Raw genomic sequence first — 20,211 nt, forward strand, 5'->3', positions numbered from 1 at the left:
GCGCACCCGGCCAGCGTGGCGCGTGCAGGGGCTTGACCAGCGCCGGTAGGCTTGGACTACCCGCGGAAAGGAAATAGCGCATGATTCGGTTAACGGTGGAAGCACCCGGCTGGCCCGAAGTCTACGAAGGCGCTGGCGCCAAAGAGGTCGGCGAGCAGATCATCTCGAAGCACGGCCCCACCCCGGGCCCGGTCCCGTGGGAGGACCAAATGGACGACGGGTGGGTGTTCCCCCGGTTCGTCATCACCGAAGAGCTTCAGGCCTGGGCGGCCCAAGCCGCCGGGGTGGCCCCGGAACAGATCCGGATCGAAGACATTTGAGAACGCCTTGCGGGCCTGGGCGCCGTCACGGCGTCCGGGCTTGCCCTTTGCCGCCCGCCCTCTTCGCCCGGCCTTGCGGCCTGCCGCTGTGGCCTGCCCTCATGGCGCAGGCCACAGGTTTGCCGAACTGGCCAACCAACCTGAGCACGACGGCCGTTAAAAATAAAAAGTCCTGAGTGGGAATACCTAGGTCGTGGGTAGCGTTGACAATGACGCCAGCCCGGTGGCGGGCTAACCTGGCTGGCACGGTCGGTCCTGCCGGGGCGGGCGGGGCCGACCTTCTCTAGGGAGTTGCCGAGTCTTGCCGCCTTTGTGGCGTTGCGACTTGCGCAGCCCTGGAGAGGCGGCCCCCGCCGGGGCGGGCGGGGGCCGCTGTTCTTTTTTCCGTGTCCCGTTCCCCGGCTCGCGCCGATCCCGGCCACCTGGCCGGCCGGTCCGCGCTCGCCGGGACGCCTCGCCGGGGCCTTCCCGTCATTAGGCTGGTAGACCACCATGGCGGATCAGTTCTTGAGCACCGACTTCTTCACCCGCGACGTCTTGGACGTCGCGCCGGGTCTGCTCGGGGCGAAACTCTGCCGGCGCAGGCCGGACGGCCGGGTCGAACGGCGCCGCATCACCGAGGTCGAGGCCTACCGGGGCGAGGAGGACACCGCCTGCCACGCCCGGGCCGGGCGGACCAAGCGGACGGCGGTCATGTACGGACCGGGCGGGCACGCGTACGTTTACCTTTGCTACGGCATCCACCATCTGCTGAACGTTGTCACCGGCGGGGTCGGCGAGCCGCAGGCCGCCCTTGTCCGGGGCTTGGAGGGCGCTTCAGGGCCCGGCAGGGCCACCGGGGCCATGGGCATAGACCTGACGCTAAACGGGCTGCTCCTGGAGCCGGAGAGCGGCCTCTGGCTGGAGCCCGGAGCGCCGCCTCCCCGCTTTGAGGCGCTGCCCCGTGTCGGGATTGGCTACGCCTCCCCCGCCGACCAGGCCCGCCCCTGGCGTTTTCTGGCCGCGAGCCTAAGCCGGGCCGGGGAACCGCGGCCGTAGCATTCACTTCATGCACGTGCACAGCCCGACCAGCCTTTCAGTCCGTTCGCCCCGGTCGGTGCGGATCGCGCTCGGGGTGGTCATGGGCGTGCTGGTGGCGGCCACCGGAGCCGGGCTCGCCTGGCTGTGGCCGGACCGGGGCGCCCTGCCGGAGCGGATAGCGTATTTGTACGAGACGGCATCGTGGGCCTATGGAACCGTGGTGAAAGTGGATCCGGACCCGGCGCCGATGGTCGAGGACGGGGAGCCGGCGGCCGTCTTCGTCGAGCTGCCGGGCGAGCCCGAGCCGCAGCCGATCCACCTCAACCCCGAGGTGCCCCCGGAGGACTTCTCCCCCGGCGACCGCGTCAAGCTGATGCGCCTGCCCGCCGCAGAGCAAAACGGCTCCCCGTACGTCTTCGCGGACTTTGTGCGAAACTGGCCGATGGCCATCCTGGCCGGCGTGTTCGCCCTGTTGGTGTTCGCGGTGGCGCGCTGGAAGGGGCTGGCCGCCATTGCCGGCCTGGTGTTGTCGCTGCTGGTGATCTGGCAGTTCCTCTTGCCCGCCCTGATCGTGGGGAAAAACCCGCTGCTCGCGGGCCTGGTGACCGCGAGCGCCGTGATGTTCATCGTGGTGTACCTGGCGCACGGGATCTCCGTTAAGACGACCACGGCCCTGCTGGGCACCTTCGCGGGGATCGCCGTGGTGGCGACCCTCGCCTGGTGGGCCATCCCGGCCGCGCACCTGACACCCCGCACGCATGAGGGCATGAGCCAGATGGCGTCCATCGCCCCGGCGGTGGACCTGCGCGGCGTGCTCCTGTGCGGCATGGTGCTCGCCGGGGTCGGGGTCCTCAACGACGTCACGATCACGCAGGCCTCGGCGGTGTGGGAGCTCCGCGCGGCCGAACCCGCGGCCAGTCGCCGCCGCGTCTTTGCGCGCGGCATGAGGATTGGGCGTGACCACATCGCCTCCACGGTCTACACAATCGCCTTCGCGTATGTCGGCACGGCCTTGGCGCTGTTGGTGCTGGTCAACCTCTACGACCACACGCCCGGCGACGTGCTGACCTTCGAGGAGGTCGCGGAGGAGTTGGTCCGCACGCTGGTCGCCTCGATCGGGCTGGTCCTGGCCATCCCTTTGACGACGGCGATCGGGGCGGCGTTGGCCTCGCCGCCTTCGCAGACGCCATCGGCTGACGGCGGGCCGCCGAATGACGGGCCGCTAGATGGGGCGCCGCCCGATGACGCCCCGCTTGACGGCGAAGATGTCGAGGCCGGGCCGGCGGGGCGAGAGGAACCGGGTCGGGGTTCCGCGACACCCAACGCACGGCCAACTCGCTGAAGCGCCTCGGCGGCCTGTGGCACGCGCCAATCCCCACCGGAGACCCAGGCCACCTGCGCCCGCCCGCCCAAGCGAGACCCGTCAAAGCCATCCCATCGTGAAAGCGGCGCCGAATGTCATTTCTTGTCTGCGGCGCGCGCCCAGTGTTGTTTCTTATCTTGCTCTCGGCGGCGAGTGTAACCTCATATCTGCCCCGGACCGCCCAGTGTAGGTCTATATCTTTGAGTGTTTCCCGTCTTGCCTGGTCACAGGCTCGCAGGTGAATTCGGGCTAGATGAAATCTGACATTCGGACGCCGAACCCAGATAAAATCTCACATTCGGCGGAAAAGCCCAGACAGAATTCTGCATTCGCCTGCGGGACCCGCCCGCCGGCCCCGACCTGGAAATGGTCACGGCCCCTGTTTCCAGACCCCGCCCCCGTGATGATTTGGCCCCTGGCGGCGCTGGTTTTGCTTGCCGGCGCGGTCGGGGGTGTTCGCCGCGCCCGGCCGGGCCCCCGTCGCTCCAATGCCATCGCTGGTAGCATTGGAGCCGTGGCCACCGCACCGCCGAACGCTCAACGCTTCACGCACAAGACCATCACCGTGCCGACCGACCTGCTGGAAGACGTGGACCAGATTGTCGGCGGCGGGAATCTGTCCGCGTTCGTCTCGGACGCCTTGCGGCAGGCCGTCCAGTCGCATCACCGCCGCGAGATTCTGGCCGAATACGAGGCCGAACACGGACTGGTCCCAGCCGAAGAGGTGGCGGCGTTGGCCCAGGAGCTGGCCTCCGCGTGACGCCGCCCGTCCTGGTCCTCGACTCGCACGGCTTCGCCGCCCTAGCGCGGCCCACCGACCGAGGTGCGCGCCTGCTGGCCGCCGCCGAATTGAATGGGCAAAGGATCGCGGTGCCGGCTGTCGTCTTGGCGGAGACGATCAGCGGGCGGGCGGAAGACGCCGTTTACTGGCGGGCTCTCAAAGGCATGACCGTCTGCGACACCACCGCCCGCATTGCCGCCCGGGCCGGCGAGCTCAGAACCGCCGCGGCCCGGGCGCGCCGCAAGAAGCGCGACTTGACCGTCGACGCCATCGTCGCCTCGACTGCCTACGACCTGGCGCCGGCCATAATCCTCACCGGAGACCCAGGCGACATGTGCCTGCTCACCCAAGCGCGACCCGCCAAGATCATCCCGGTGTGACCGCGGCGCCGAACGGGCGGCCCGCCGCAACTCGGATCGGCTAGCTCTCGGCCCCGAGGCGGTGAACGCCGTCCAGCCCGGCCCGCAAGGACCGAAGCGGTCAGAAGGACCAGTCGGAGTCTTCAGTGGGGACTGTGCGGCCGATGACGTAGGAGGAGCCGGAGCCGGAGAAGAAGTCGTGGTTCTCGTCCGCGCCGGGGGCCAAGGCCGACAAGACAGCCGGGTCGGCACGGGTCTCGTCGGCCGGGAAGAGCGCCTCGAAGCCCAGGTTCATCAACGCCTTGTTGGCGTTGTAGCGCAAGAATCGGGTGACGTCCTCGACCAGCCCCACCCGGCCGTAGAGGTCGGTGGTGTAATCCACCTCGTTGTCGTAGAGGTCCGCCAGCAGGTCGAACGCGAGGTCGGTCAATTCCGCGCGCCGGCCCTCGCCCGCCAGGGCCAGACCCCGCTGGAACTTGTAGCCGATGTAGTAGCCGTGGACCGCCTCGTCCCGGATGATCAGCCGGATCACGTCCGCCGTGTTGGTCAGCTTGGCCCGCGAGGACCAATACAAAGGCAGGTAGAACCCGGAGTAGAAGAGGAACGACTCGAGCAGGGTCGAGGCGACCTTCCTCGCCAGCGGGTCGTCCCCGTTGTACCGCCCCAGTACGATCGACGCCTTGCGCTGCAGAAACACGTTCTCCCGCGACCACGCGAACGCCTGATCGATCTCAGGGGTGGAGCAAAGCGTGGAGAAGATCGAGGAATACGACTTGGCGTGGACCGACTCCATGAACGCGATGTTCGTGTACACGGCCGCCTCATGCGGGGTCAGCGAGTCCCCGATCAGGGAGACCGCCCCGACCGTCCCCTGGATGGTGTCAAGCAGCGTCAACCCCGCGAACACCCGGTTCGTCAACTCCCGCTCCGCAGGGCTCAGCGTCTGCCAGGACGGCAGATCGTTGGACAACGGCACCTTCTCCGGCAGCCAAAAGTTCCCGGTCAGACGCTCCCAGACCGCCAGGTCGACTTCGTCTTCGATCCGGTTCCAGTCGACGGCCTCGACGGGGCGGCCCAGGCCGCCCGTGGCCGGCGCGGGCTCCACAACAGACATTTTCATTTCCTTTCCCAACGCGAACAGGCCTCACAGCGCGCAGGACACGCAGCCTTCGACCTCGGTGCCCTCCAGCGCCTCCTGGCGCAGGCGGACGTAGTAGATGGTCTTGATTCCCTTGCTCCAGGCGTAGATTTGCGCCCTGTTGATATCCCTGGTGGTGGCGTCCGCCGGGAAGAACAACGTCAACGACAACCCCTGGTCGACGTGCCGCGAGGCGGCCGCGTACGTGTCGATGATCTTCTCCGGGCCGATCGCGTAGGCGTCCTCGAAGTACTCCAGGTTCGAGTGGTCCATGTGCGGCGCCGGATAGTAGACGCGCCCGATCTTCCCCTCCTTGCGGATCTCGATCCGCGCCGCGACGGGGTGGATGGACGCGGTCGAGTTGTTGATGTAGGAGATCGACCCGGTTGGCGGCACGGCCTGGAGGTACGCGTTGAAAAGGCCGTGCCTCATCACCGATTCCCGCAGGTCCAGCCAGTCTTCCCGCGTGGGCGGCCGCCAGGACTTGACGGCCAGCAACTCCGCGACGCGAGGGGTGGCCGGGACGGCGGCGACGGGACCGTCCACGTATTGGTCGAAGAACCGCCCGGTCGCGTAGGAGGAGGAGGCGAAGTCCTCAAAGGCGGCGCCGCGCTCGATCGCCAGCCGGTTGGACGCCCGCAGGGCGTGGTACGCGACGGCGCCGAAGTACACGTCGGTGAAGTCGATCGCCTCCGGGGAGCCGTAGTGGATCCGCTCGCGGCCCAGGAAGCCGTGGAGGTTCATTTGCCCAAGCCCGATGCCGTGCGACGCCCGGTTGCCCCGCTCCACCGAGGGCACGGAGCCGATTTGGGCGCCTTCCGACACGGCGGTCAGCGCCCGCACGGCGATTTCGACGGTCCGGCCCAAATCCGGCGAGTCGACCGCCGCCGCGATGTTCAACGAGCCCAGGTTGCAGCAAATGTCTTTCCCGACCTCGCGGTAGGAAAGGTCCTCGTTGTAGCTGGACGGGGTCGAGATTTGGAGGATCTCCGAGCACAGGTTGGAATGCGTGATGCGGCCGGGCAGCGGATTCGCGCGGGTCGCGGTGTCCTCGAAAAGGAGGTACGGATAACCCGACTCGAATTGGATTTCGGCCAGGGTCTGGAAGAACCCGCGCGCGTCGATCTGGGTTTTCCGGATGCGCGGGTCGGCCGCCATTTCCTCATAGTGTTCGGTCACGCCGACGTCCGCGAACGGCCGCCCGTAGACCCGCTCCACGTCATACGGCGAGAAGAGGAACATGGGCTGGTTCCGCTTGGCCAATTCGAAGGTGACGTCCGGGATGACCACGCCCAGGGAAAGGGTTTTGATGCGGATCTTCTCGTCCGCGTTTTCCCGCTTGGTGTCCAGGAAGCGCATGATGTCCGGGTGGTGCGCGGACAGGTAGACCGCGCCCGCCCCTTGGCGCGCGCCCAGTTGGTTGGCGTAGGAGAAGGAGTCCTCCAGCAGTTTCATCACCGGCACCACCCCGGACGACTGGTTCTCGATCTTCTTGATCGGAGCCCCGGCTTCCCGCAGGTTGGAGAGCAGCAGGGAGACTCCCCCGCCGCGTTTGGAGAGTTGGAGCGCGGCGTTGATGCCGCGCGCGATCGACTCCATGGTGTCTTCCAAGCGGATCAGGAAGCAGGAGACTGATTCGCCGCGCTGCCTCTTGCCCGCGTTCAGAAAGGTGGGCGTGGCGGGCTGGAAACGGCCGGTGATGATTTCCTCGACCAGGCCGGTCGCCAACGCCTCGTCGCCGCGCGCCAGGGTCAGCGCCACCATGCAGACCCGGTCCTCGAAGCCTTCCAGGTACCGTTTCCCGTCGAAGGTTTTCAGCGCGTAGGACTGGTAGAACTTGTACGCGCCCATGAAAGTGGGGAACCGGAACCGATAAGCCGCCGCCTGGGCGAACAGCCGCTCGACAAATTCGGTTGTGTACGGTTCGAACGTCTCCGGCTCGTAGTAGTCGTTTTCCACCAGGTGGCGCAGTTTGACTCCGAGCGAGTCGAATTGGACCGTGTTCGGGACAACATGGCGGCGGAAGTATTCGCGCACCGCCGCGCGGTCCGCTTCGAATTGAATGCGTCCGTCAGGGCCGTAGATGTTCAGCATCGCGTTGAGCGAGCGGTAATCGTCGGCCGTTTGGGCGCCGCCCTCCGGCGCCGTTTGCAACAATTGTCCCGTCATTGGTTCCCCCACCAATCTGTCAGCCCGTCGCGGATCCGCGCCAAGTCGGCCGGCGTCCCCATCAACTCGAATTTCGCCAGGCACGGCACTTGGCATTTCGCGGCGACGACGTCCCCCGCTATTCCGTACGCGGTCCCGAAGTTCGTGTTCCCCGCCGCGATCACGCCTCTGAGCCACGTCCGGTTGGCCGGCTCGTTCAGGAATCGGATCACCTGCGGCGGGACCGCCATGCGCTCTTGCCCGCCGCCGTACGTGGGCACCACCAGCACAAACGGCCCGGACGCGACAAGCCCCGGGTCGTCTTTGGCCGCGCCCTGAGGCCGGTGCAGCGGAATCCGCTCGGCCGGCCAGCCCAGCTTTTCGACGAAGCGCGCGGTGTTGCCGGACGCGGATGAGAAGTAGACGATGCCGAGCGGCCGCCCCCCGCCGTCCACCGGCGCCGGGCGTTCGGCCTGTTCGCCCGCCGGGCCGAACCCGGCCAGCCGCAAGCCGGCCCGCGTCCCCCGCCACGCCGCCGAGGCCCGCGGCCTGTCCGGCGCGGCGGCCTGCGGCCGTTCCCGGTCCTGGCCCGGCGCCGACCCCATGGTCCGTCCGTCCGCCGCTCCGAGTCCGGCCAGGCGCGAATCGGCGGGCGCCTCCCGGCACGCCGCAGCCTGCGGCCGTTCTCGATCTTGGCTCGGCGCCGGGCGCCGGCCTGGCAAGACGGCGGGCACGTCAGGCGGCCCGGCGGACGGCGCTGAAGCGGACGGCATCGGCGGCGTCGTGTTCGGCGGCGTGGGCCAAAGCCGCCACGGCGGCGATCCGGTCCGGGCGGTAGCCGGACCAGTGCTGTTCGCCCGCCACCACCACGGGGGCTTGGCGGTGGCCCATGGCGAGCACCTCGGCGAGGGCTTGGTCGTCCTGGCTGAGGTCCACCACCTGGTATTCGAGTTGGGCTCGGTCCAGGGCGCGCTGGGTGGCGCGGCACTGCGGGCAGGCGGGCTTGGAATAGACGGTGACGGTCACGGCGCTTGTCTCCAAAGGTCTGTCATGGGAAACGCCCGGACGCGGCGGACGGCCGTCCGCGAGGCGGGCCCCCTCGGGCCGGCGTCTCCCCCACGGGCCTTTGCCCGTGCATGCCGGCAGGTCTTCGGACTCGCGGGCGTTCGGGGCGGGCCCCGGTTCCTACCTGGCGACTGCTTCCCGGGCCGTGCGGCCCAGTGCGTCAATGTCACCGTCGTTCCCACTCACCGCTGCGGGGCAGTCCCGGATTCGCACCGGGTTCCCGTGCGGGAGCGCCGCCCTGTGGCCACCGGCTGCGACCTTGGGACTGCCCTCCCGCCGCTCTTGCGAGCGACCAGCAATGCAGCCACGTTACTACATCTTGTGGCGAATCTACGCCAAGCCACTACATAGCGTCTCAAATGGGACCAACGGCCGTGTGCTTGGGCACCGCCCAACGCCCCTCCCCGCACACGCCTTCAGCGGCAAAAGCGGGGACGGTACCGTTTTCTGCGGCGGCCGGGCTGTCCACGCAGTCGGCCGGAAGCTGATCCAGGCGTCCGTCCGCGAGCGCTGTGGAACCTCCGCGCGGAGGCCGGCGACCTGGTGGTCAAGGACCGTCCACTTCGCGCCTGGCCGGCCAGGCCCGCGCGGGGCGTTATGGTTGCCCAATGAGCGAAACCGAGCGTGAGACGCCAGGCGGCGGCAATGGCCCGGCCCTCGACCAAGATCAGAGCCAGGGCATGCGCCGGCACGACCGCGAGATCGCCGACCCGGCGGAGGTGGACGCGATCCTCGGTCGTTGCGAGATCGGCCGGCTGGGCTTGTATTCGCGGGGCGAGCCATATGTGCTGCCGCTGCACTTCGCCCACCGGCGCGTCGAGGCCGGGCTGGAGGTCTACTTCCACGGCACCGGCGAGGGCCGCAAAATCGAGGCGATCGGCAACGGCGTGCGGGCTTGCTTCGAGGCCGACCGCCGGATCGCGCTGGTCGACAACGCGAAGGCGTGCCGGATCGGCGCGGCTTTCGAATCGGTCATCGGCTGGGGACGGCTCGCGGCCTGCGACGACCCGGGCCTGGCCCACGCCGGGCTGGTCGCGCTGCTGGACAAGTACGCGCCCGGGCGCTCGCACGAGTTGACGGAGCGCGACGTCAAACTGGTGACCGTGCTGCGCATGGTCCTGGACCAGGTCACCGCGAAGCAGCGATTGGCCCCCTGACGCGTCTTCACCGGAGGGGCCGCCGGAGCGGTCACGCGCCGTCAGGCGCCGTCCGGCTCCCGCACCAGAAGGTCGCCGGGTTGGCAGTCAAGCGCCCGGCATAGGGCGTCCAGCGTCGAGAAGCGGACGGCCCTGGCGCGGCCGTTCTTCAGGATCGACAGGTTGGCGGGCGTGATGCCGATCCGCTCGGCCAATTCGGCCACGCCCACTTTGCGGCGCGCCATCATCACGTCCAGGTTGACGGCGATCGCCATCAGACGATCTCCGCCAGTTCGTCGGCTTGCTCGGTGGCCTGAACGAGCAGCGCTTTCATCACGCTGACGACCAGCGCGGCCGCGGTGCCGGCGATCAGGCCGACCACGCAGACCGCGCTCGCCCCGGGCGGCCCATGCGTGACCAGGCCCAGGACCGCCAGCCAGGGGATGATCGCGGCGGTCTCCACCCAGAGGCAGGCGATCAGTTGATTCACCCAAAAGGCGGCCCGCCTGGAGAAGACCACGCCGCGTCCCGCCATGGCCACCAGTCGTCCGAGCGCCAAGAGGAACAAGTCGGCGATTATCAGCATGAACTCGGCCAGCGCCAGCAAGGGCCAACGGAGCGCGGCGAACTCCGGGGCGGATTCGGCGACTACCGCGGCCATCCAGGGCAGAGCCAGAACCTGGATGGGCGCCAGAATCACCGCCAACAGGCCGATCAGAAATAGCAGCAGCCGCGTTCGCATAGAGGTCCCTCGCTTCCGTATCGTTTTTCGACAGTTTACCACCGTTTATCGATATGTTAGCGTCCGCCGATGCCGCCCCCCACGCAATGGTTATCCACAGGTTTGGGGGGACGGGCGCTGGAATGACCTTGACCGGCGCCTATGTTGGCCCGATGACTTCCTCAACCCCAACCGGCGCCAGATCATTGCGCCGCAGGTTCCTCGCCAGCGTCTCCGCCGCCGCCATGGCCGCCAGTCTGCTCGCCACCGCGTCATGCGCCCAGCGAACGGGCGTCGAAGACCAGGCCGAGCCGCGCCGTGACGTGGCCAGCCGAACCGCGGGCGGGCGGGTTGAAGCGGGAGGCGACCGGACGGCATCGGGCGCTGGGGCGGCCGAGACGTTAGGCGTCCCGATCGACGGCACCAAAGCCGAATCTGATGGCCGGACGGTGCGGTCCGAGTGCTTCGCGTACCGGTTGCCCAGCGGTTATGAGCTCGAGGAGAAATCGCGCAACTGCTTCACGGTGGTCAACTCCCCGTCTGGGGATTCTCTGACCGCCGTCACGATTGGCGTCTCCTCGTCTCCGGACACCGAAGAAGAGTGGATGGACTTGTTCACCAGCGGCGACGTCGGCGTTCTTGCAGCCAGCGAGCACACCAAGATCGACGGTTTCGACGCCATCACCGCCACCGTGGAGGTTCTCTACGGGCTGCCAATGCGCTTCTACGTGCTGTTCATTCCCGAAGGCCAGTTCTCATTGGAGGGCGAGCCGATCACAAGCATCGCCGTTTTCGGGTATTGGTCGGACGCGTTCAGCCCGGTCTATGAGACCATCCTCGACTCACTCAGAATCAACGTCTGAGGGTCCCGGTCCGGGGGCGCAAACCGCCGTCGCCCGAAAGGCGGCTGGCAACGCTTTCGCACAGGCAAGAGCCCAGTAGTTCCACCACAAGGTAGAGTTTGTGGTGACAGCCCGCTAACACGGGTGAACTGTTTCCGGCCCCGAAAGGCGATATGTCCGCACCACGCCGCCGAGGCTTTGCGGCAGTGGGGTTCGCGCTGGCCGCCACGGTCTCCCTGGCCGCTTGCGCGACAACTGTGAACGCCGAAGGAACGGCCAACACGGCAGCGCCGGTGCTCGTCCCCAGGCCGTCCCAGTCGCCCAGGGTGGACCTGATGGCGAAGTTCGAGTTGGACCCGGAGGCGGCCAACGACCATTGGCAGGAGCGAGGATCCTTGGAGGATCCTTGGGGCGGAGACATCAACCCCGGCTACGAGGCGCCCAACGACGCGGCCACAGGCGCGTTCGCTTTGCCCACCGACGGGCTGGGGCCCATCTTGGGCGAGGACGGGGTTGGCCTGGGCGACGATGATTCCGGCGGACTGGCTCCGCAGACTGGCATGAACCACGGCACCACCGGGCGCCTCTACCTAAGTCACGACAACACCTGGCATCGCTACGGGGTGTGCTCAGCCACAGTTGTCTCCTCCGCCACCCACGACATCATCGCCACCGCCGGTCACTGCGTTTGGGACACAGAGAACGGGGGCCTGATGGAACACATGATTTTCATCCCCGGCGACGAGGGCAACGCCGAGGTCGCCCCGTACGGAACTTGGACCGCCGCAGAGGTGTTCTTGCGCACAGAATTCTCCGACGGCGCGTTTTCGGGGGATGACGGCGTGTGGGGCGAAGGATGGGCTTACGACTACGCGTTCGTCCGCCTGGCCCCGAACAGCGAAGGCGCGAAAATCCAAGACGTTGTGGGCGCCCAGGGCATCGCATTCGGCGTGCCAACCGAAACCTTGGTGGTGATTGGCTATCCCACCGCCGCGCCATTCGACGGCCGGAGCGAGAGGTTCTGCGCCGCCTCCAGCTGGTTCCGCTACCAGATGGGCGGCTATTCCATCGACTGCACCATGACCCCAGGCTGCTCCGGCGGGGGATGGTTCACCAGGTGGGACCCGGACCGGGGTGCCGGCTACCTGGTGGGCGTCTCCTCCACCGGCGACAGTTGGTCTCTCAACGCCAACGCGTTGGGCTCCGCCGCTTTGGAGCTGTACGAGTACGCGGGCGCCGTCAACGACGGGCTGTTCGAGGGAGGCGGCTGACCATGGGCTGGTTCCGGAGTTGGCTCAGGGGCCCCGCGCTAGGGACGCTGACCGGATCCGCGGCGAAGCGAGCGGGTGCCAAGTGCGGTGATTCGGGGGCTGCGGCGGCGGCATCGGGCGCTTGGAAGTGGCCCAAAGCGGTCGCCGGTCTGTTGGCCGTCGCCATGGCTGGCGGATGCGCGCTGACGGCCCAGGCGGACGGGTTCGCGGACGGCCAAGGCCAGCTCCGCGTGGAAGGTGAGCGCGTCCACGAGCGGCTGGCGGCGCTCGACGCGTTCATGGCGGACCACAACTGGATGCTGGGAGGCGAGTGGTCCGTCGCCTCAAACATGTACACGCTGGTGACCGTCAACGGCGAACCGGCCAGCGGGGTGATGGCGAAACTGGCGATGAGGGGCAACCCGGCCGAAGTGGCAATGCAACCGGACAACGGGATCGAAGGCTCCACACTGTTCACCTTCCATCCGGCGGGGTCTGATTTTGACTACAACCTTCTGGGCGAGCAGCTACGGGACCTCGCGCCGACGCCCTGGGTCGCCGAGCCCGCCCTCTACTACGACCTGCCGACCGATCAAGACGCCGACCGCGAACCGTATGGGATGCCATTCTGCGCGGCGTCCTCCTACGCCTTGCTGTGCGGCGTCCGCGGCACCATCTTCTGGGCGTTGCTGAACGCGAACTTGGAAGAGGCCGCGGGGGGCTCCGAGCAGTCCGGCCAATCTGAGGAGGCGGCAGCCCAGGGCTGCGACGATTCGAGCGACACGGCGACCGACTTTGGGTCTTCCCTGTGGCCCCGTGTGACGCAGCTACCCGACGGCACGACCGAGTTGAGCTTGACGGTGCCGTTCAATTGCCTCGTCACCAGCAGGGTTTTTCCCAATTTCCCCGTGATGTACACGAATTCCGAGCTTGACGCGATCCTGCCGCAAGTCGGCGGGCAGCCGGTGTCGGTGTTGCTGTGGCAGACGGCCGAGGGCGAGCCACTCAAGGCCGAGATCAACGGCACCGTGACGGCCGGCGAAGACACGGTGCAGATCCAGGCGGGCTGGGAGAGCCTGGGCGAGGCGCGGGATGAGGACTTCCCGGAGCCACCCAACCCGCTGGACGTGACCTATTTCACGGCTGAGGAGATGGCGGCTTTCTCGGAAGCGGTCCAGGCCCGCAGACAAGAACTGAGGGAGAAGCAAAATGGCTGATGAGCAATCCGCGCCGGATCGCGGGCAGGCGCCGCCAGAGGGTCCTCACCCGCCCGGCGGAGACCAGACGCCGCCGCCTGCGGCCGATCCGCCGCCCGTGCCGGCTCACCCGGAGCCGCAGGGGGCGCCGCAGGCCCAGTATCCGGTAGGCCAGGCGGCCGGGTCGGCGCCCGGTCCGGCTCACCCGGAGGCCCAGGGGGCGCCGCAGGCCCAGTATCCGGCAGGCCAGCCAGCCGGTCCCTCGCACCCGGCGCCTCCATACCCGGCTGCCCAGCCGGCGTCCTATCCCCCGTACCCAGCGAACCCGGCGGCGCCGGCGGCCGGGCCGGGCCCCTTCGCCTCGTACCCGCAGAGCCAAGCTGGCCAGGCGCGGCAAGGCACCTCGTACCCGGCTGGGCAGCCGGGCCAATCGCGTCAGCCGGCACCTGCGGGCGGCTACCCACCGGGTCCGGGCTACCCGCCTCCGGGCGCCTACCCACCTGTCGGCGGCTATCCAGCAGGCCCGGGCTACCAACCCAGCCCAGGAGGCTATCCGCCAGGCCCAGGCTATCCGCCAGGCCCAGGCTATCCACCAGGCCCAGCAGGCTACCCACCACGCCCAAGCTACCCAGCAGGCCCGCCAAGCCCACCAGGCCCAGCAGGCTACCCACCACGCCCAAGCTACCCAGCAGGCCCGCCAAGCACGCCGAGCCCAGCAGCCCCAGGCCACCCACCTGCCGGAGCCCACCCGCAGAACAGGGCTTTCGACCCGCCAACGGCCCGAGCGCCTTCCAGCAGTCCTACGCCGCAGGCCTCGCCCCCAGGCGACCCAAAGCCGCCGGCCCCCGCGAACACCGGCCAGGCGGACGCGCCCCGGAAGGCCGCTCCCGGCAGGTCGCGGGGGGCAGTCGTCGCTGTGACAGCGCTGATCACAGCTCTGGTGGTGGGAGGGGCCGCGACCGCCTTCTACTTCATGGTGCTGAATCGCGCTCCCACCCTGGACAAGGCTGCCGTTGAGAAGCGCGTGGAGGAGATTCTGAGGAATGATTTCGGCATCTCGGTCGACTCGGGATCTGTGCTCTGCCCGCACCGCATGTCGGCCGAGGCCGGCGCGAAATACGTTTGCGACTACGCCACCACGGCCGGCCAGTCGGCGGACGCGCAGATCACGGTGGTCAACGAAGGCCAGTATCTGGTCGGAGCCGTGGGAGAGGGAGAACAGGGCGCGCTGGTAGATCCCCTGGCCGAAGGCTCGACCGGCGAGGCCGAAACCTTCTGGCAGGATTTAGGCGGCCTAACGGACCAGTGAACGGGCCAGCCTCCTGGGCTGGGTTGACGGCCACCTCAGGGCGAGAAGCCGACGCGGGGTGACGGGACATTCAACGCCGGACCCACCGCGACGAGGAGCTTGAGGCGAAAGCCAAAGAGCACAAGGAAGCGCAGCTTTCCGAACCGGAGCGGGCCGCGAACCCTCTAGCACGCGTTGACGGCCGCCGATGCCGTCGCCACCCTTACCGGAGCGGGCCACGACCCCTCCAGCACGCGTTGCCAAGTGGGCTGGGCGCCGATCGGGCTCAGGCCGCCGTCGCCTGGGCGGCGCGGCCGCGTGCCCGCCGGGCCAAGAGCTTGTCCGCCAGCACGTAGATGTAGCCAAATGCGACAAGCGTGACGGTCAGCACCAGAATCTGTAGGGCCACTCCGCCCAGGCCGTACTCCCCCACGTCCATGAACGAATACGGGTAGTGGCCGCCCACGCCGAAGGTGCCGCCCAAGGCGGACCAGGTGAAGGCGAACGCCAGGTAGATGTAGGGGATTATGGCCCAGAGCGGCGGGTCGTAGAGCCGCAGGCACCCCTTGGGCGCGAACAAGAACCAGTCGGCGATCGCGAGGCACGGGGTGACAATGTGGATCAGGTCGTCGGTCAAGGTGAAGGGCACGTAGTCGCTGCCGCTCTGCTTGAACGCGGCCGGGGCCAGCACAAACAGGTAGATCAGCATTGTGACGGTGATGGCCATCATCACGGCCGCGCCAAGCCTGGGCCAGGGCGCGGACACGCCGCGCGGGCCGTCGCGGGCGATGTCCTTTACCGTGATGGCCGCCATGACGGCCATCCAGACCAGCACCAGGACGTTGCTGAGGGTGGTGTAGTACAAGAACGCCGCGCCGGACAGCCCCGAGCCGAAGAGCCAGACCAGGCGCACCAATCCGGTCGTGATCGAAACCATCGCGGCGAGCCGGAACGCCAACGCCGCATAACGCCGGGTAACGACCATGAGCCCTAATTCTATTGAGGGCCCGCCGGGACTCCGTGCCGGAACCTGGCGCCTTCCGCCATCCGGATCGCCGCGTTGGAACCCGGCCGCGCCCGTTTCCCACGGGTCCCGCACGGGCCACCACACTGCGGGACCGCCCAGACGGGGTCGTGCGGGCGGCCGCCCGGAAGCCTAGGTTGGCGCCATGACCACACTTAGCGCAACACAAATCAACCGTTTCCTGGACGCCTGCCGGACCTTGCTGCCGGACCCGGCCGAATGGCCCAAGCTGAACAGCTACCCGGATTCCCTGGCGGAGAGCGTCATCGACGCCATCTGGTCCGAGCAAGTCCGCTATTCCAACGTGATCGAGATAGTCGGCCGCTACCGCGACTACCGCCGGGCCCAGGGGGCGGACGCGGACCATGACGGCGCCCGCGAGTTGGCCGCGACGTTCAGCATTGGCTTGGACGCGTGGATTGACCAGATCGGCAACCGCCAACGGGTGTTCTCCAGGGACAACGCCCCGTACAAGGCCCAGGTTGTCCAACAAGCCGCCGATGCCGCCGTCGCCAGCGGCGTACAGTCCGTCGCCGATTTGCAGACCGCCTGCGCGGGCGACACGGATCAGTACCAGGACTTTCACCGCCGGTGGCTCGCCCTCCCGGCCCAGAGTTCCGGCATGAGCTGGGAAAGGCTTGGGCTGGCGGCTGGGATTGAGACGGTTCCCCGCAACCTCTGGCTAGTCGAATTCGCCACCCACGCCACGGGCGCGCCCGTCAGCGGCGCGGACGCCGTCTCGTTGGTCGACGCTGCCGCCAACACGATGTCCGTCACGCCGCTGCGCCTGCGCAACGCGATCTGGCTCTACCAGACCAAGGCGGACCGGGCGGCGCGGTCCGGCTCCGCAGGCCCGGAAAGCGGCGCCGCCTAAGCTGGCGTACCGCTCCCGTGCTGAGGCCGCCTGACGCCCCGCCCAAGGCCGAGGCACCAGCCGGGAGACGGGGAGCACCGGCGGGACGGAGCGCCGGGCGCCGGCTGACCAAGCGCCGACTGACGGCGGGACGACTGGACGACTGACGGTGTCAGACCGCGGCGGTAGCCTCAAAGGCGTGAACATCGAGCCAGCGCCCACAGTTCCGGTCTCAGATTCCGCGCCGGGTCCGGAGGCCGTCCCGAACGACGATTCGGGGCCCACGCCCCTGCGAGTCCTTCGGCGCGTTTTCGGCTATTCGGACTTCCGGGGCCACCAGGCGGCCGCGATCGAGCACGTCACGGCCGGAGGCGACGCGGTTGTCCTGATGCCGACCGGCGGCGGCAAGTCGCTCTGCTACCAGATCCCGTCCCTGCTCAGGCCGGGCACCGGGGTGGTGGTGTCCCCGCTCATCGCCTTGATGGAAGACCAGGTCACCGCCGTCAACGAACTGGGGATCCAAGCCGCTTACCTCAACTCTTCGCTCTCACCCGAGGCGCAGCGGCGCGTGGAGCGGCGCTACGCCGCCGGCGAGCTCGACCTGCTCTATGTGGCGCCCGAACGCTTGCTGACGCCCGCCACCATGACGCTGCTCCAGGAGGCTCCGATTGCGCTCTTCGCCATTGACGAGGCCCACTGCGTGTCCCAGTGGGGCCACGATTTCCGGCCCGACTACCTGGGACTGGGCGCGTTGGCGGAGCACTGGCCGGGGGTTCCCCGCCTCGCGCTGACGGCCACGGCCACTCGCGCCACCCACCGCGAAATCACCGAGCGCCTGGCGCTGGCGGACGCCAGGCACTTCGTCTCCAGCTTCGACCGGCCCAACATCACCTACCGGATAGAGCCCAAGGCCGCCGTCCGCGACCAATTGGTCCGCTTCGTCCGGGAGGAGCATGCCGGCCAGGCCGGGATTGTCTACGCCATGGCCCGCGCGACCACCGAGGAGGTGGCCGCCCACCTGCGCGCCCACGGCATAGACGCCCTGGCCTACCACGCCGGGATGGACGCCGCCGCCCGGCGGGCCGTGCAGCGCCGCTTCTTGGCCGAGGACGCCCTCACGGTGGTCGCCACCATCGCCTTCGGCATGGGGATCGATAAGCCGGACGTGCGTTTTGTGGCGCACATCGACCTGCCCAAGTCCGTCGAGGGCTATTACCAGGAGACCGGCCGCGCGGGCCGCGACGGCGCTCCCGCCACCGCCTGGATGGCCTACGGCCTGGCGGACGTGGTCCTCCAGCGCCGTTTCATAATGGAGTCGACTGCGGAGGACGAGTTCAAACTCAACGCCCAAGCCCACCTGGATTCCCTGCTCGCACTGTGCGAGACGGTTGACTGCCGCCGCTCCAACCTGCTGGCGTACTTCGGCGAGGAGGCGGCGGCGTGCGGCAATTGCGACACCTGCCTGAGTCCGCCGGTGACGTGGGACGGCACCATCGCCGCCCAGAAGTTCCTGTCCACGGTGGTCCGCCTGGACCGCGAACGCCGGCAACGCTACGGTGCCGGGCACCTGATCGACATCTTGCGCGGGAAGCGCACGCCCAGAGTGGCCCAGCACGGCCACGACACGCTCTCGACATGGGGCATAGGAGCCGACTTGTCGGACGGGGAATGGCGGGCCGTGGTGCGCCAACTCCTGGCCCGCGGCGACTTGGCCGTAAGCACAGGGGGCCACGGCGTGCTGGTGGCGACCCCGCAGTCGCGGGAGATCCTCCGGGGCGATCGGACCGTGCCCCTCCGAAAGGACTTGCCGCAGACCCGCAGCCAGGCAGCCCAGAGCGGACGCCGCTCCGGCGGGTCGCCGGGAGGGGCCGGCCCGAGTGCGGACGGGGCCGGGGCCTCAGCCGAACCGGCGGCCCTCAGCTCCGAGGATCAGGCCCTGTTTGAGGAACTGCGCGCTTGGCGCGCGGCGACGGCAAAGGAGCGCGGGGTGCCCGCCTACGTCGTCTTCCACGACTCGACGCTCCGCGCGCTGGCCGCCGCCCGTCCGGCTTCCCGCGAGGAGTTGATGCCCATCAGCGGGATCGGCCAGGCGAAACTCGAGGCGTACGCCGAAGGCCTCCTGGGCGTGCTCGCCCCGGCCGAGGCTCCCCCGCCTCCGCCGGACCACTCCCCAGTTGACCGCGCCCAGGGCGGCCAGGGACTGGGCTCCCAGCCCCCGCCGGGCCACTCCCCTCCAACCGGTGAGACCCGTGAAGACCCGCGCCCCGCCTGAGCCAGGGTGTGCCGACTTCTTGGACTTGGCTCGTGCAAACCGGTGGTCTCTACGGCGAGACCGTCCAAATGCAGGGGCCGGGTGGCCGGTCTGCCCAGCCGCGCGGCGCTGGTGCGCACCGACCAGCGGCGGTTGCAAGAAATGTGCATTGGATGCGCCGTTTTTGGCACGTGAAGCGCAACGGATGTCAGTTTCGCGCAGAGCCCCGCCGCACGGCCAGAGACGGGTGGCCAACCCGCCCCGAACCCAACCCAGGCCGACGCGGGGCGCCAACCAGACGGCATCGTCCTCCTGGCAGTTGGGCAGAAAACTGGTCTCGGGTCTGGTCACTCCGACTGGAGGAACAGTCCGGGCTGGGTCAAAACGCTGAGCGGAAGCGCCCAAACGCCATCCATCAGGGGCTTCAAATCGGTGCCCAAGTACGCCACGTATCCTCGGTGCAACCCGCAGGCTTGGGCGAAGGCCGCGATCCCGGCGGCGTCTTCGCGGCCAACCAGCTTGGCGGCCTTCACCTCGACGGCCACGCGGCGGCCTGTTGAATCCGCCAACACCAAGTCGACCTCCCGTGGCGCGTGGCCGGCAGCCCGCCAATAGCCCGCTTCGATGCCGAGGTTGGACCAGGCGGCCGAGGCGGTCACCTGGTTGACGACATGTGACTCCAGGAGCTGGCCCAACTGCTCCCTCTGGCCGAAGAAGTCCACCCCTGAACGCGCAAGAGCCTCGAACGAGAGCGCCGTGTCGACCGGGTGGATTTTGGCCCTGGAGAAGGCCTGACGGCTGGGAGTCGTGGCCAGATTCGGCAGCCAGTGGACCAGGAACAATCGTCCGAAAACCCCCAGGTAGCGGTCGACGGTTCGCCGGTCCACACCCAAGGTTTGGCTCAGGCGGCTGGCGTTGAACTGGTTCCCCGGGCCTCGGAGCAGCTGGTCGAGCACCGCTCCGGCGATAGCCGCGTCGAGACGGAGTTCCGGTAGGGCCGAATCGGAGAGCAGGCCGATCCTGTCCGAACGCACCTGGGCCAGGGCCTAGGCGAGGTCGGGAGGAGGGTCAAGCAGGGCAAGGTTGGGGAATCCCCCAACCGCCAGCTTCGGGACCAGTTGCTCCGCGGTGGTCTCGGCGCATTCGGCCGCAGTCAACGGGCTGTAGAACAGCGCTGGCGTCCGCAGCAATCCGGTCGCATTGCCTGCGTCGGCCGGCGGGGCATGCGCGCGGGAATTGCGAACCCGTTGCGATGACCCACAAATGTTATTGTCTGCGTATGGATGCAGATATGCGGGCTTCGGCCGCGCGGGCTGCGACGTCCCAAGTCGCGGAGAGCGAATACGTCGAACTGGCCGCCGAGGTGTTCGCGTTGTTGTCGGACCCGACTCGGATTCGGATCCTGTTGGCGCTCGAACAGGGCGAACTCCCCGTGGGCGTGCTGGCCGAACAGGTC

Annotated in this window: 21 protein-coding genes and 1 riboswitch; of the genes, 12 read left to right on the forward strand and 9 right to left on the reverse strand. The window is 68.4% G+C overall.

What is annotated here, in order from left to right:
• Window positions 1-80 precede the first annotated feature (80 nt).
• The 5 genes from LBC97_04695 to LBC97_04715 all read left to right on the forward strand — a co-directional run bounded on the left by LBC97_04695 (window position 81) and on the right by LBC97_04715 (window position 3,864).
• Window positions 81-320 carry a hypothetical protein gene (locus tag LBC97_04695; GenBank protein ID MDR2565350.1) on the forward strand — a complete coding sequence of 80 codons (240 nt, stop codon included), beginning with the start codon at window positions 81-83 and terminating at the stop codon, window positions 318-320.
• 492 nt (window positions 321-812) lie between these two features.
• Complete coding sequence (locus LBC97_04700; protein MDR2565351.1) at window positions 813-1,358, forward strand: DNA-3-methyladenine glycosylase; 546 nt, start codon at window positions 813-815, stop codon at window positions 1,356-1,358.
• 10 nt (window positions 1,359-1,368) lie between these two features.
• Window positions 1,369-2,682: a YibE/F family protein gene (locus LBC97_04705; protein ID MDR2565352.1), complete on the forward strand. Its 1,314-nt coding sequence runs from the start codon at window positions 1,369-1,371 to the stop codon at window positions 2,680-2,682.
• Window positions 2,683-3,217: 535 nt separating this feature from the next.
• Window positions 3,218-3,463 carry a ribbon-helix-helix domain-containing protein gene (locus LBC97_04710; GenBank protein MDR2565353.1) on the forward strand — a complete coding sequence of 82 codons (246 nt, stop codon included), beginning with the start codon at window positions 3,218-3,220 and terminating at the stop codon, window positions 3,461-3,463.
• A complete protein-coding gene (locus tag LBC97_04715; protein ID MDR2565354.1) occupies window positions 3,460-3,864 on the forward strand; it encodes a PIN domain-containing protein in 405 nt (134 codons plus the stop codon). Before LBC97_04710 ends, LBC97_04715 begins: the two co-directional genes overlap by 4 nt.
• A 100-nt stretch (window positions 3,865-3,964) precedes the next feature.
• Here the strand turns inward: LBC97_04715 and nrdF are convergent, their stop codons facing one another.
• The 4 genes from nrdF to LBC97_04735 form a co-directional block, all read right to left on the reverse strand.
• Window positions 3,965-4,957: a class 1b ribonucleoside-diphosphate reductase subunit beta gene (gene nrdF / locus LBC97_04720; GenBank protein MDR2565355.1), complete on the reverse strand. Its 993-nt coding sequence runs from the start codon at window positions 4,955-4,957 to the stop codon at window positions 3,965-3,967.
• A 30-nt stretch (window positions 4,958-4,987) separates the two neighbouring features.
• On the reverse strand, window positions 4,988-7,150 hold the full coding sequence (nrdE, locus tag LBC97_04725; protein ID MDR2565356.1) for a class 1b ribonucleoside-diphosphate reductase subunit alpha: 2,163 nt from the start codon (window positions 7,148-7,150) through the stop codon (window positions 4,988-4,990).
• Window positions 7,147-7,557, reverse strand: a complete 411-nt coding sequence (gene nrdI, locus LBC97_04730; GenBank protein ID MDR2565357.1) for a class Ib ribonucleoside-diphosphate reductase assembly flavoprotein NrdI — start codon at window positions 7,555-7,557, stop codon at window positions 7,147-7,149. The genes nrdE and nrdI overlap by 4 nt, the downstream gene beginning before the upstream one ends.
• A 307-nt stretch (window positions 7,558-7,864) precedes the next feature.
• Window positions 7,865-8,155, reverse strand: coding sequence for a glutaredoxin family protein (locus LBC97_04735; GenBank protein ID MDR2565358.1), 291 nt, complete (start codon window positions 8,153-8,155; stop codon window positions 7,865-7,867).
• Between the two features lie 119 nt (window positions 8,156-8,274).
• Window positions 8,275-8,416: riboswitch (cobalamin riboswitch) on the reverse strand.
• Between the two features lie 386 nt (window positions 8,417-8,802).
• Here LBC97_04735 and LBC97_04740 point away from each other — a divergent pair.
• A complete protein-coding gene (locus tag LBC97_04740; GenBank protein MDR2565359.1) occupies window positions 8,803-9,351 on the forward strand; it encodes a pyridoxamine 5'-phosphate oxidase family protein in 549 nt (182 codons plus the stop codon).
• 41 nt (window positions 9,352-9,392) lie between these two features.
• Here the strand turns inward: LBC97_04740 and LBC97_04745 are convergent, their stop codons facing one another.
• Both LBC97_04745 and LBC97_04750 read right to left on the reverse strand, forming a co-directional pair.
• The gene (locus LBC97_04745) at window positions 9,393-9,605 is read right to left on the reverse strand and encodes a helix-turn-helix transcriptional regulator (protein ID MDR2565360.1); all 213 of its coding nucleotides are present in this window, start codon (window positions 9,603-9,605) and stop codon (window positions 9,393-9,395) included.
• Window positions 9,605-10,072, reverse strand: coding sequence for a DUF2975 domain-containing protein (locus LBC97_04750; protein MDR2565361.1), 468 nt, complete (start codon window positions 10,070-10,072; stop codon window positions 9,605-9,607). Before LBC97_04750 ends, LBC97_04745 begins: the two co-directional genes overlap by 1 nt.
• Window positions 10,073-10,224: 152 nt before the next feature.
• Here LBC97_04750 and LBC97_04755 point away from each other — a divergent pair, with 152 nt between their 5' ends.
• The 4 genes from LBC97_04755 to LBC97_04770 all read left to right on the forward strand — a co-directional run bounded on the left by LBC97_04755 (window position 10,225) and on the right by LBC97_04770 (window position 14,648).
• Window positions 10,225-10,914, forward strand: a complete 690-nt coding sequence (locus LBC97_04755; GenBank protein MDR2565362.1) for a hypothetical protein — start codon at window positions 10,225-10,227, stop codon at window positions 10,912-10,914.
• Window positions 10,915-11,099: 185 nt separating this feature from the next.
• A complete protein-coding gene (locus LBC97_04760; GenBank protein MDR2565363.1) occupies window positions 11,100-12,164 on the forward strand; it encodes a trypsin-like peptidase domain-containing protein in 1,065 nt (354 codons plus the stop codon).
• Window positions 12,165-12,166: 2 nt separating this feature from the next.
• Window positions 12,167-13,360 (forward strand): hypothetical protein, encoded by a 1,194-nt coding sequence (locus tag LBC97_04765; protein MDR2565364.1) that lies wholly within the window; start codon window positions 12,167-12,169, stop codon window positions 13,358-13,360.
• Between the two features lie 895 nt (window positions 13,361-14,255).
• Window positions 14,256-14,648, forward strand: a complete 393-nt coding sequence (locus LBC97_04770) for a DUF4333 domain-containing protein (GenBank protein ID MDR2565365.1) — start codon at window positions 14,256-14,258, stop codon at window positions 14,646-14,648.
• 265 nt (window positions 14,649-14,913) lie between these two features.
• Here the strand turns inward: LBC97_04770 and LBC97_04775 are convergent, their stop codons facing one another.
• Entirely contained in the window at window positions 14,914-15,612 is a 699-nt protein-coding gene (locus tag LBC97_04775) for a Pr6Pr family membrane protein (protein ID MDR2565366.1), read from the reverse strand.
• 184 nt (window positions 15,613-15,796) lie between these two features.
• Between LBC97_04775 and LBC97_04780 the strand changes: the two genes are divergently transcribed.
• Together LBC97_04780 and recQ are read left to right on the forward strand one after the other, a co-directional pair.
• Window positions 15,797-16,525 carry a hypothetical protein gene (locus LBC97_04780; protein MDR2565367.1) on the forward strand — a complete coding sequence of 243 codons (729 nt, stop codon included), beginning with the start codon at window positions 15,797-15,799 and terminating at the stop codon, window positions 16,523-16,525.
• Between the two features lie 178 nt (window positions 16,526-16,703).
• Window positions 16,704-18,776: a DNA helicase RecQ gene (gene recQ, locus LBC97_04785; GenBank protein ID MDR2565368.1), complete on the forward strand. Its 2,073-nt coding sequence runs from the start codon at window positions 16,704-16,706 to the stop codon at window positions 18,774-18,776.
• A 326-nt stretch (window positions 18,777-19,102) separates the two neighbouring features.
• Here the strand turns inward: recQ and LBC97_04790 are convergent, their stop codons facing one another.
• Both LBC97_04790 and LBC97_04795 read right to left on the reverse strand, forming a co-directional pair.
• On the reverse strand, window positions 19,103-19,789 hold the full coding sequence (locus LBC97_04790) for a DUF4143 domain-containing protein (GenBank protein MDR2565369.1): 687 nt from the start codon (window positions 19,787-19,789) through the stop codon (window positions 19,103-19,105).
• Between the two features lie 12 nt (window positions 19,790-19,801).
• Window positions 19,802-19,945 (reverse strand): hypothetical protein, encoded by a 144-nt coding sequence (locus tag LBC97_04795; GenBank protein ID MDR2565370.1) that lies wholly within the window; start codon window positions 19,943-19,945, stop codon window positions 19,802-19,804.
• Window positions 19,946-20,211: the final 266 nt, after the last annotated feature.

The sequence above is a fragment of the Bifidobacteriaceae bacterium genome, from assembly GCA_031281585.1.
GTDB lineage: Bacteria > Actinomycetota > Actinomycetes > Actinomycetales > WQXJ01 > JAIRTF01.